This is a genomic window from Rhodonellum sp. (genome assembly GCF_030656585.1).
GTDB lineage: Bacteria > Bacteroidota > Bacteroidia > Cytophagales > Cyclobacteriaceae > Rhodonellum > Rhodonellum psychrophilum.
Window position 1 is genome coordinate 1 of the sequence record NZ_JAUSPP010000061.1, and the last position, 12,340, is coordinate 12,340.

General features: G+C 43.5%; 9 protein-coding genes. 2 read left to right on the forward strand and 7 right to left on the reverse strand.

Annotated elements, in window-relative coordinates; translation table 11 throughout:
* Nucleotides 1–891: 891 nt before the first annotated feature.
* Nucleotides 892–3,432, reverse strand: coding sequence for a M14 metallopeptidase family protein (locus Q7J63_RS14885; protein WP_304887243.1), 2,541 nt, complete (start codon nt 3,430–3,432; stop codon nt 892–894).
* A gap of 131 nt (nt 3,433–3,563) precedes the next feature.
* Here Q7J63_RS14885 and Q7J63_RS14890 point away from each other — a divergent pair, with 131 nt between their 5' ends.
* Nucleotides 3,564–4,319 carry a DUF1080 domain-containing protein gene (locus Q7J63_RS14890; RefSeq protein ID WP_304887245.1) on the forward strand — a complete coding sequence of 252 codons (756 nt, stop codon included), beginning with the start codon at nt 3,564–3,566 and terminating at the stop codon, nt 4,317–4,319.
* 92 nt (nt 4,320–4,411) lie between these two features.
* On the opposite strand, the gene Q7J63_RS14895 is transcribed toward Q7J63_RS14890, so the two are convergent.
* The 5 genes from Q7J63_RS14895 to Q7J63_RS14915 are packed head-to-tail and all read right to left on the reverse strand — an operon-like array spanning nt 4,412 to nt 9,232.
* The gene (locus tag Q7J63_RS14895; protein WP_019600087.1) at nt 4,412–5,380 is read right to left on the reverse strand and encodes a transketolase family protein; all 969 of its coding nucleotides are present in this window, start codon (nt 5,378–5,380) and stop codon (nt 4,412–4,414) included.
* Between the two features lie 60 nt (nt 5,381–5,440).
* Nucleotides 5,441–6,292 carry a transketolase gene (locus Q7J63_RS14900; protein WP_304887247.1) on the reverse strand — a complete coding sequence of 284 codons (852 nt, stop codon included), beginning with the start codon at nt 6,290–6,292 and terminating at the stop codon, nt 5,441–5,443.
* A gap of 10 nt (nt 6,293–6,302) precedes the next feature.
* On the reverse strand, nt 6,303–6,752 hold the full coding sequence (gene bcp, locus Q7J63_RS14905; RefSeq protein WP_304887249.1) for a thioredoxin-dependent thiol peroxidase: 450 nt from the start codon (nt 6,750–6,752) through the stop codon (nt 6,303–6,305).
* Between the two features lie 25 nt (nt 6,753–6,777).
* A complete protein-coding gene (locus Q7J63_RS14910) occupies nt 6,778–8,634 on the reverse strand; it encodes a M23 family metallopeptidase (RefSeq protein WP_304887251.1) in 1,857 nt (618 codons plus the stop codon).
* On the reverse strand, nt 8,621–9,232 hold the full coding sequence (locus tag Q7J63_RS14915; protein WP_304887253.1) for a fumarylacetoacetate hydrolase family protein: 612 nt from the start codon (nt 9,230–9,232) through the stop codon (nt 8,621–8,623). The genes Q7J63_RS14910 and Q7J63_RS14915 overlap by 14 nt, the downstream gene beginning before the upstream one ends.
* Before the next feature lie 166 nt (nt 9,233–9,398).
* On the opposite strand from Q7J63_RS14915, the gene Q7J63_RS14920 reads away from it, so the two are divergent.
* Nucleotides 9,399–10,148 carry a TerC family protein gene (locus Q7J63_RS14920; RefSeq protein WP_304887254.1) on the forward strand — a complete coding sequence of 250 codons (750 nt, stop codon included), beginning with the start codon at nt 9,399–9,401 and terminating at the stop codon, nt 10,146–10,148.
* A 147-nt stretch (nt 10,149–10,295) separates the two neighbouring features.
* On the opposite strand, the gene serA is transcribed toward Q7J63_RS14920, so the two are convergent.
* On the reverse strand, nt 10,296–12,188 hold the full coding sequence (gene serA / locus Q7J63_RS14925) for a phosphoglycerate dehydrogenase (protein WP_304887256.1): 1,893 nt from the start codon (nt 12,186–12,188) through the stop codon (nt 10,296–10,298).
* Nucleotides 12,189–12,340: the final 152 nt, after the last annotated feature.

Consider the following 12,340-nt stretch of genomic DNA (forward strand, 5'->3'; position numbering starts at 1 on the left):
ATTGTGGGGAAGAAGCAACCAATCCTCCAATCAAAGTGCCATCAGCACGACCGAAATCTTAACCCCTCAATTCATTGTGGGGAAGGCAGCAACCAATCTTCCAATCAAAGTGCCATCGGCACGGATCAATTCTTAACCCCATAATTTATTGTGGGGAAGAAGCAACCAATCCTCCAATCAAAGTGCAATAAGCACGACCGAAATCTTAACCCCATAATTCATTGTGGGGAATGCAGCAAACAACTCCCCGACAAAAGTGCCATCGGCACGACTCAATTCTTAAGCCCATAATTCATTGTGGGGAAGAAGCATACCATCCTCCAATCAAAGTGCCATCAGCACGACCGAAATCTTAACCCCACAATTCATTGAGGGGAAGGCAGCAACCAATCCTCCAATCAAAGTGCCAGCAGCACGACCAAAATCTTAACCCCATAATTTACTGTGGGGAAGAAGCAACCAATCTTCCAATCAAAGTGCCATCGGCACGGCTCAATTCTTAACCCCATAATTCATTGTGGGGAATGCAGCAACCAATCCTCCAATCAAAGTGCCATCGGCACGACCGAAATGTTTGTCCACTTGGAACCATAAGGAAAATCAGAACAAACGCTAAAAAGGGACTCCTAAAACATTATAAGATCCCAGAAAAAAATAAATGCCTGATATATTGGGTATTGCGAGTATAAGTTTCAACTTCTTTAAAGGCGCATCTACATTTAGGTTTATCCAATTCAGTCAACTTTTCAATTAATGGCTAACAAAACAAAGCCCCGCTTTCCAGCGGGGCTTTGTTTTAATTGTTCTTGAAAATGGTTTGAGGAAACCAGATTCATTTGAACTTGGAAAGGGTAAAATAGAGGCAACCCACATGAGCAACCTGTTTACTTCCTACATTTTATTTCCAAAGAAAATGGCATTGAAAAACAACTTGTTGGTACCAAACCAAGTACCCCTAAAGTTTGGATTGTCAATGAAATGGATGACCCGACCTGAACCCACTTCTGAGACAAAAACACTGGCACTGGACTTGATTTTTTCGAGATTTGAATCCGAAATATATCCGCCCAACAGGGGATTGGCGGTGTATCTTACCGGGGTTTGGTATTTGATTTTGGAGGGCTTGAAGAAAATGGTGCTGTTTCGGTACACCGGGATTTCGTTGCTCCGATAGCCATAACCCAAAGGATGGCTGGTGTCCAAATTGGCCAAATAGATACTTCCACCAATATTTTTGGCGCCTTGATAATTCCTTTGGTTAGCGAAAGAAAGGAGATCAGGTTCCTTTTCTGCATCCACGGTCAGGTATTCTTCCTTGACGATTTCCTGGCTTTGGAGCCATTGGCTGGCAGACCTCAGGGAAATCAACGTTCCGCCCTTTGACAGCCAATCCTTCAAATGATTGATTTGACCTGAGGTCAAAGCGTTATAATTTCCCGAAGGCAGGATGAGCGTGGTGAAATCGAAAAGGTTGATCCTTCCGAAAAGGGACACATCCACTTTTGACATCGGCATACCAACTTTCGTATCCATTAAGTGCCAAATTTCTCCAGCTTCGTATTGGGAGGTACCTTGCCCGATGAGCATGAGCACCTTTGGAACCGTGACTGCGGAAACATTATTGCTTCCCAAGTCGATTCCTTTGGCACTGAAACCTGTTGTGGTCGCCCAAATGTGCTGTGAAGAACCATCGGCAGCTTTTTGGACCGCAGCCCTGAGTTCCTCGGGGTTCAATTTTTGAAAACCGGTTGGAATGATCAGTGAACCTGCTGGAAATTCCTTTGCGCCTTGGTTGGTATTGGAGGTGAAAGGAACGGCGGTGGTTTCCACATGTACTCCAGCCTCCTGAAGCTGATGGAGCAGTTTTGGGGCAAAGTAATCCGACCAATCCGCCAAATAAGCTACATACTTTCCAAGCTCTGGGAAATTCAAGTCAAGTTCTGGGAGTGCAAGAATTTCGTTTCCACCTGCAGCAGCACTTTGAGAAGAATAGGGAATCCCATAGGCCAGGGCCATGGTCCAGGAGGAAGCGTCATAGAACACGGAATCGGAAAAGGTAGTCACTTTCTCAAACATCGTCCTGACCATTCTGTATTGGGGCTGGGAGGTAGGCACAATCCATGATTTTCCTTTTTTGAAGGATTTCCCTTCGGAAGACAAATCTTTTTGGTTTTCAAACACCTTGATTTTATGATCCAGAAGCAGTTTTAGGAAAAGCCGGTTGCGGGATTCATCATATTCATCGCCAAAAACATAAGCTTTTGATTTATCCTTTCCCGCCTCGGTTATGGCGGTCTCAAAATATTCCCGCAAATAGCGGTGCATGTATTCCCTTTCGTTCACGGCCGCTTCCAATGTCGCCATTGAGGTGGCCAATTGATTCCTGATGGTAAAAGCAAAGGTGATGTCACCTCTTTGTGAGCTTTGGACATGTCCCCTGGAACTTCCCTGTTCGAAGACAAGTCCAAGTCCACCCTGAATGTCTGGATAGGTGGATCCATAACCCGGATAGCTGTTGTCAAAAACTTCTTTTGTCCAGTACAGGCTTCCCAAATCATCCAATGCCTTGGCAAAGTAACCTGCAAATTTATTGTTGATCTCCTCGTAGTTTTTTCTGGGGATAATGGGGTTTTCGCTTCCAAAGGGCTTGGTGGGCTCAAAAAAGTAGGTACTGTTGGTTCCCATTTCGTGAAAATCACCGACGACATTCGGATACCAGCTGTGGTACCACTTTATCTTGGTTTGGAGCTCCACTTGGGCCAAAGGCAACCAATCTCTGTTGAGATCAAACCAATAATGGTTGACCCTGCCACTGGGCCAGATCTCATTGTGCTCCCTGTCCAGTGGATCGGCGACTGCCGGAAAACTTTTGTGCATGTTTACCCAATTGCTGTGTCGGTCTCTTCCGTCTGGGTTGATGGCTGGATCGATCAATACCACCGCGTTTTCCCGGATGTTTTTGGCTTTGTCGCTTTCTGAGGCGACCAACCAATAAGCCGTCAGGATAGCGGCTTCTGTGGTAGAGGGCTCATTTCCATGGACGCTATATGCCAAATTGACGATGGCGGGCATTTTGGATACATCCGGCAGTGCCAGCGATGGATCCACCAATCGGAGATGCTGTGTCCGGATACCTTCAAGGTTTTGGATATTTGCAGGATTGCTGATGGTGAAGACCACGATGGGTCTTCTTTGATTGGTGTAACCAATGACTTCCAAGCTCGCTCTATCGGAACTTTCCGCAAGTTTTTCGAAGTAGGAAATCATCAAATCATACCGCGTATGCCAATCTCCGATCGGGTAACCAAAATAATCTTCGGGTGAAGGAATGGAGGGGGAAAAAGTTTCATCAGGAAAGAAATAGTCTTTTTGGGCCATTGACGGAAACAAAACCACCAAAAGCAATGCAGACAACAGGTAATATTTTTGCATAGGTTGATATTTTTTTATGAATGTAACCAAAAGGGACAATTTCAAAAATCAAAAATCCATCAACGGTTTTTGAATCGCTGATTATTGAATTAAATTGACCATTTAATATTCAAAAACCTTAATAACCAATTATGAAAATTTTAAAGCATGGGTTTACTTGCGTGGCCATGATGGTAGCATTTCCCCTTTTCGCCCAACAAAAAGACATCAAACTTCCACCGGAGGCCACTGAATTTTGGGAACCTGTTCCCAGAAAAGTGACTGCCGGAGCCGAAAACCACCTGGCACCCTCTGATGCTATCGTGATTTTCGACGGAAAAAATCTCAATAATTTTCAAAGTTTAAGAACGGGGAATGCCGCCGAATGGAAAGTCGAAAATGGTGCCATGACCGTCGTGCCCAAAACTGGCGACATCCGTACGAAGGATTCCTATGGGGACATGCAACTTCACGTTGAATGGGCCTCCCCAACAGTTGTCAAAGGTGAAGGACAGGGGAGAGGCAACAGTGGGATTTTCCTGATGGGAAAATATGAAGTACAAGTGTTGGATTCTTACGAAAGCAGGACTTATTCAAACGGTCAGGCAGGAAGTATCTACAAACAACATGTGCCTTTGGTCAATGCAACCAAAGCTCCGGGTGAATGGAACACGTATGATATTTTCTTCACAGGACCAAGGTTCAATGCAGATGGGATCCTTCTGGTTCCGGCTAAAGTCACCTTGATTCACAATGGGGTTTTGGTACAAAATGCAGTGGAATTGAAAGGACCAACGGAATATATCGGTATTCCCAATTATCTGGCCCATCCTTCAGAATTGCCAATAGTCCTTCAGGACCATGGGGATTTGGTGCGCTTCAGAAATATCTGGGTGAGGAAATTGTAATTGAGATTAAAAAAAAATGAAGTTTGAGGCAATTGAATCGGAAAATCATTTCCAAACCCAAAGCCTCAAACTTCATTGTATTTCTGCTTGTATTATTTTCTTTTGATGGCGCGCTTGGCAGCTTTTACAATGTTTTCTGCATTCAAGCCATATTTTTCCAACAGTTGGGTTGGTGTTCCGGATTCTCCAAAGGAATCATCCACACCTACAAACTCTTGTGGTGCAGGTTGATTTCTAGACAAAGTCTGGGCAATGCTGTCACCCAATCCACCATTGTATTGGTGTTCCTCTGCCGACACACAACATCCTGTTTTGGATACCGATGCCAGGATAGCTTCCACGTCCAAAGGCTTGATTGTATGGATATTGATCACCTCAGCCGAAATCCCTTCTTCTCTCAACATTGCTTCAGCAACTACCGCTTCCCAAACCAAATGGCCGGTAGCAAAAATAGTCACATCAGTGCCTTCAATCATCTTCCAGGCTTTCCCGATTTCGAATTTCTGATTGGCAGGGGTGAAGATCGGCCAACTTGGGCGGCCAAATCTCAAATAAACTGGACCAACATACTCAGCGATGGCCAAAGTTGCTGCTTTGGTCTGGTTGTAATCGCATGGATTGATGACGGTCATGTTGGGCAGCATTTTCATCATGCCGAGATCTTCCAATATCTGGTGGGTAGCCCCATCTTCTCCAAGAGTCAATCCCGCATGTGATGCACATATTTTGACATTCTTGTCGGAATAGGCGATGGATTGCCTGATTTGGTCATAAACCCTTCCTGTGGAGAAGTTGGCGAAAGTTCCAGTAAAGGGGATTTTTCCGCCGATGGTCATGCCCGCCGCAATGCCCATCATGTTGGCTTCTGCGATACCCACCTGAAAGAAACGCTCAGGGAATTCTTTTTGAAATGCGCCCATTTTAAGGGATCCGATAAGATCGGCACAAAGGCCAACTACATTTGGGTTTTTTCTACCAGCTTCCAATAAGCCGTCTCCAAAACCGGAACGTGTATCTTTTTTCTCGGTAAAAGTGTATTTTAAGTCAAGGGTCTTTTCCATTGTATAATGTTGTTTTTTGGTCCAGTCAGGCGAAGCTTGAATTCGCCTACATGGGTTTGATTAATAGTCTCCTAAGGTTTCTTCCAATTGTCCAAGTGCATTTTCCAATTGGGCATCATCTGGCGCTACTCCATGCCATTTGTGCGTGCCGACCATAAAATCAACGCCGTAACCCATTTCTGTGTAAAGCAGATTCAATACTGGCTTGCCTTTTCCAGTAAGTCCTTTGGCTGTTTGTAATCCTTTCAAGACGGCTTCCATGTCGTTGCCAGCCTTGGTTTCAACCACTTCCCAACCAAATGCCTCATATTTGGCCTTCAGATTCATGAGATCCATAATCTTGGCCGTAGGGCCATCGATTTGCTGTCCGTTATAATCGATGGTAGCGATCAGGTTGTCAATTTTGTGGTGCGCCGCATACATGGCCGCTTCCCATACTTGACCCTCTTGTTGCTCTCCATCACCCATCATCACATGGACCAATTTATCGTCCTTGTTGATTTTTTTGCTTTGGGCTGCGCCAATTCCTACGGACAAGCCTTGTCCAAGCGATCCTGAAGCAATCCGGATACCTGGAAGGTGTTCTTCTGTTGCTGGATGGCCTTGGAGTCTGCTGTTGATTTTCCTGAATGTCGCCAGCTCGGCTACATTGAAGTAACCACTTCTTGCGAGTACACTGTACCAAAGCGCGGAAACATGGCCGTTTGACATGAAGAAAAGGTCCTCACCTGGGCCATCAATGTTAAAGTCCTTGTTGTGTTCCATTTCCTGGAAATAAAGGGCGACTACGAACTCGGTACAACCCAAAGCTGCACCTGGATGACCAGACTGAACCGCATGCACCATGCGCAAAGCGTCCCTTCTGACTTGATTACATATTCCTTTAAGTTGATCGATTGATTGTTTTTCCATTGTATTGGAATTATTTAAGAATTTGGTTGGTATGATCTTTAGTATTTACTTTTTGGATGATCTCGGAAAGAATGCCCGCTTCATCAATGATGAAAGTGGTCCGGGCTGTGCCCATATATTGACGACCGTACATGGATTTCTCTACCCAGGTTCCGTAGGCCTCGTGGACCTTAAGGTCCTCGTCAGCGATCAATGGAAAGGGAAGGGATTGCTTTTCTATGAATTTTTTGTGGGATTTTTCGGAATCACTGGAGATGCCCAAAATCACATAACCTACTTTTTGGAGGGCTTCATAATTGTCCCGAAGGTTACAGGCCTGCGTGGTGCAGCCAGGGGTATTGTCTTTTGGATAAAAATAAAGGACCACTTTTTTTCCTTTAAAATCAGACAATTTGATGAGGTTTCCATCTTGGTCTTTGGCCTCAAAATCCGGTGCTGGTTTTCCTACTTCTAATGACATTTCTTGAATATTTAAAAGTTACAATCTATTTAATGGTCGTTTTGTATTGGGATTCGTTTCCTGCCATGTCCCTTACTTTCAATAAAACTTCTCCCTTAAAAGGCTTTTTCTCCAATTTCTCGGACCAAATGAGGGATTGTTTGTGTTCGTACCGCATCAGCACCCAATTGCCATCCACGTAGGCTTCAAAATCCCTTATACCTGACTTATCATCCGTGATTTTAAACTTCAAATCTCCTGCGGTGACTTGTACGGGGCTGATTACTGGAGGCACCTGATCTTGGTCAAGAACAAAAGTACCAAAATTTCTGGTTTTAAACCGAATATCATCCCCTTCCCATTCACCTCCAACGAAACTTTTTCTGCCATTCTCAGCCAGATTATAGATATGGGTTCTGCTTTTGTTGCCAGTAAATCCTGTTCTTTTGAAAAGAACCTCCATACTGTTTTGAAGGTAATCAGCAGACCCATTGATTTTAAGGGATGGCATTCCATTGTTCAGGCTTTTTTTGGCCTGAAGAAAAAGGTCATCCAAAAGCGTGTTTTTTTCGAATTTGAGCTGTAGAACCGTATTGGCAAATGAAAATTCCTCTCCAAAAGGGATTTTTGCCAATACTTCTGGAAAAAGGATCTCGGTGCAAAGGTCTATGGAATCGGGAATCCCAAAATTCATGTCCCAGAGATAAGTTCTTCTCCCTTCGGTGGTGTATGCAGGTGGTATTTCCATGGCAAGACTTTTGGCATACACCTTTGCCAAAGTTCCCCTTTCGGACAATCCCGTGGTGATCATCATGACCTCTCTGTCAAAGGTAACCCGGGTCATCTTGTCTGCACCGGCTTCTCCTTTTTGGAATTGTTGGTAATCTTCGCCCTCTATGGAAATGTTGACCATTCTGCTGTTTCCGTAGACATCCTTCAGGTTTACTTGGAGTTGCTTTTTCTGCCCCGTTTTGGCGCTTATGGCACCAGTTTGGAGGTTCTCCATCTCATAGATGTTCATCGGATTATTGGGATTGTTGTATAGCCTGATGAACCTGTTCTGATGGGTATGCAAAAGCAAAAACCTGCCCATGCTGAAATCAATATGGTCTACATTTATCCGGAAAAGAGGCTTCTTGTCTTCAAAAAGCTCATAAATGGGGATTCCAAAAATATTGTTGACCCCGTCTTGCTTGTCCACACCATAAACTTCCAAACCTACCTGTCCCGAAATTTTAACCGTCTGGGGTAAAATATAGCGTCCTCCTTCCAAAATGGGGGTAAACTCCTGTCTCTGGTATTTGCCATTCACTCTTGAATTGAAGTCAAGTGGCCGTAGGGCAACTCGGTACAAAATAGGAGGGGTCTTGTCCACCACTTCGGAAAAACCGAATATGAGTGGATCTATCGCCCTGTCCAAGCTGTCCCGGATTTCAAAATGAAGGTGCGGTCCTGCTGATCCTCCTGTATTTCCTCCATTGCCGATTATTTCGCCTCTTTTTATGGGTAAAAATTCAGAATCCGGATAGATTTCCAACTCATTTTTCTGCGCGAAATACATCTCCTTCCTCATAAAATCCATGATTTTGGGAGAGAGATTTCGCAGATGCCCATAGACGGAATATTGACCGTTGTGGTGCTTCATGTAAATGACATTTCCATATCCGAAAGAGGAAACTTTCATTCGGTAGATATAGCCGTCGGCAATGGCGAGGATGGGTTCTCCGTCAACGCCTCCTATTTTCACGTCAATGCCACTGTGAAAATGATTGGGTCTGATTTCACTGAAATTTCCCGAAAGCAAATTGCGCTGACCCGGTTTGACCGGAAAAAGATAATCCTGTGCCTGCAGCCAACTTGGCAACAGCAGGAGCACTACGAAAAGAACTTTATTTAATTTCAAAATCCAACAGCTTCTGGTCTTCAATAAATGCTTCTAAATGGTCACCGATGTCCACTTTGCTGACACCGGCAGGAGTTCCCGTAAAGATGAGGTCTCCTTTTTTAAGGGTAAAGAAATTGGACACATACGCAATGATGGTTTCGAAATCAAAGAGCATCATGGAAGTATTTCCTTTTTGTTTCAATTCTCCATTGATCAGCAAGTGAAAATTGATGTTTTGAGTATCCCGGATTTCCTTTATGGGAATAAACTGTCCGATAGGGGCCGAACCGTTGAAGGCCTTGGCGATTTCCCACGGAAGGCCTTTTGCTTTGCACTTGTCCTGAAGATCCCTTGCCGTAAAATCGATACCAATCCCAATCTCATCAAAGTAGCGGGATGCAAATTCCTTCTTGATGTGTTTTCCCTCCTTGCATACTTTCAAAACGATTTCTACCTCATGGTGGATGTTTTCGGAAAAGTCAGGATGATAAAAAGGCGCATTGTTCTTCAAAAGGGCAGTGTCTGGTTTGAGAAAAACAACAGGAGCATCCGATCTTTCATTCTTTAACTCTTCGATATGCTCGGTATAATTTCTGCCGATGGCAATGATTTTCATGTTTTGGGGGATTTGAATAGGACAAAGAAAATAAAAAATAAATGAATCCCATAGGAACACTGCACTTACCTTTTCAAACAAGGATTCCTAGAAAATTAAATACCCATTCCGGATAAAAAAACGACGATTTCTATTTGTTAATTTGTGATTAAATCAAAACTCAAAAATGGAAATATTCCTGCATACAGAAGCTTGGATTGCATTGCTGACCTTGACATTTTTGGAAATTGTGTTGGGTGTAGACAATATCATATTCATTTCCATTATCTCTAACAAATTACCAGAACACCAACAAGCCAAAGCCCGGAACATCGGTTTGGCATTTGCCTTGGTTTTTAGAATCGCTTTGCTTTTGGGGATTTCCTACATCATCCAATTTACCCAACCCCTGATCATGGTTTTTGATTTTGAGATGAGTGGGAGGGATTTGATACTTGCATTTGGCGGTCTTTTCCTGCTCTTCAAATCCACTGTGGAAATCCATCACAAAATGGAAGGAATCACCGAAGAGGTCAAGCCAAATTCGGCGAAGAAAATATCCAATGTGATTCTTCAGATCATTCTTCTGGATATCATTTTTTCCTTTGACAGTATACTGACGGCCGTTGGTTTGGTCAAGGAAGTCCTTATCATGATTATTGCCGTGGTCATCGCCTTAGGGGTGATGATGGCTTTTGCCGGAAAGATCAGCAGGTTTATCAACCAAAATCCGACTTTACAGATTCTGGCCTTGTCGTTTCTGATTCTAATCGGGTTTATGCTGCTGGTCGAAGGATTCCATGTGGAAGTGCCAAAAGGGTATATTTATTTTGCCGTATTCTTCTCCTTGACCATCGAGCTGCTGAACATGCGGATGAGGAAAAAAACCGAAAGCCAAAAAGTGAAATTGATTCCCCGGATAAAGGAAGAGAAATAATCCCAGACAAAGAGCAATACCATAATCAAAAAAGGCTGAAATCCAGAGATTTCAGCCTTTTTTGATTATTCATTTGAAGTGGGAAATTTCAGAATTGTAGCATCGCCTTCCTTTTGTAAACTCCCTTTGTCCAGAAAAATACAGGAATCAATACAAGACCCTGAAACGGATGGTTCCCGGAATCTGCTTCATCGCATCGATCAATTCAGGTGAATAGGCTTTGTCAATATCCGTGATCACGTAGCCGATTTTTTCATTTGTCTTGAGGTATTGCCCGACGATGTTGATGTTGAAATTTGCCAGACTCAAATTGATTTTGGCCAAAACGCCGGGTTCATTCATATGGATATGGATCAACCTGTGCGCCGACTGAAGGAATGGCAGCTGAATGTTCGGGAAATTGACCGAGTTGTATGTATTCCCGGTGTTGATATATTCCATAATTTTTCCAGGCACGAAGCGGGCGATATTTTCCTGGGCTTCCAATGTGGATCCACCGATATGGGGGGTAAGGATCGTATTGGGGAGACCGATCAATTCGGATACGAATGGTTCCTTGTTGTTTTTTGGTTCCTCGGGAAATACATCCACTGCGGTTCCAGCCAAGTGGCCTGAAACGATGGCATCTTTCAAAGCGCCGATTTCGACCACATGCCCTCTGCTCAGATTGACCAGAATCGCACCTTGTTTCATCAATGCGATCTTTTCACGGTTGATTAGGTTTTTGTTCTCCTTTCGGCCATCCACATGAAGGGATACGATGTCACTTAGGGACAGCAGTTCGTCCAATGAATCCACCTTGGTCGCATTGCCCAGGGCAAGTCTTTCGATCACGTCATAATAAAAAACATTCAAGCCCATGTTTTCCGCAAGGACAGACAGTTGGGCACCGATATTTCCATAACCGACAATACCCAGTTTTTTACCTCTGATTTCAAAACTGCCAGTGGCTGATTTGTCCCACTTGCCTTGGTGCATGGCTGTACTTTTGTCGGCAAGGTTACGCATCAAAAAGATGATTTCGGCGATGGCCAATTCCACTACTGATCGGGTATTGCTGAAAGGTGCATTGAAAACAGCGATGCCTTTTTCCTGACAGGTTTCCAAATCAATCTGATTGGTACCGATGCAGAAAGCCCCGATGGAGATGAGCCTATTGGCATTTTCCAAGACTTTCTTGGTGACATTGGTTTTGGAACGGATACCCAAGACGGATACGTTCTTGATCTTTTCGGCAAGTTCCTCTTCATTGAGGGCAGAAGTGACCACTTCTACATTGTATCCTTCTTTTTGTAGCAATTCCACCGCTATGGGATGGACATTTTCCAGCAAGAGGACATTGATACGGCTTTTTGGGTAGGAATATTTTTTGTTCATCTTATTGATATATAGGATTTCATCTAAACTAGGGGCGATGTGGTCTGCCAATGAAGTAACCTTTAACCTTTCCACGTTTTCGGTAAACGCGTAGAACTTGTTGGCCAATCCGGCAGCTTTTATTTCATAGTCGGTGTAGCCATCTCCTATGACATAGATATCACCTTCCAGCTTCAATCTTTTGATGGTCTCTGATTTCCCTCCGTTTTTGGAAAGGACATTGTCTCGATTGAAATCGACGATATTTTCATTTTCATCGTAAACAAAATCATTGGCAAACACATTGTCGGGGCTGATTCCAAATTCACCGACGATCGGCGTGATGAAGTCCTTGAAACCGTTCGAAATAATATAGATGTTTTCTGCATTTTCGACAAAAAATTCTTTGTTTCGTTGAAAAGAGGTGGACACTTTACTTTTCAAAACCTCAACCAATTCGCCGATTTGGGCCTTGGTGGCCTTCAACAAATCGACCCTTTTTTCGAGGCTTTCCCGAAAGGTTACGGTTCCTTCCATGCCGCCATCCGTGATGTCTTTTATGGATTTGAGTTTTTGATCTCGGTTTACATCGTTTTTCAAACTGATTTCACCCAAGATATCCAAGGCTTCCACTTGAGTAAAGGTACTGTCAAAATCTATGATGAATTTTTTGCCTGTGAGCATTTTTGTAATGATTTTTTTAAGAATACAGACACAAAATTAAGATTTTATTAAAAACTATCCGTTTTTGTTGAAGAAAATACTATTTATTTTTCTCTCTATCGCTCCGCAAACGATTGTATAGGTTGATTTCGCAAATTAGAGCAATTTTATTT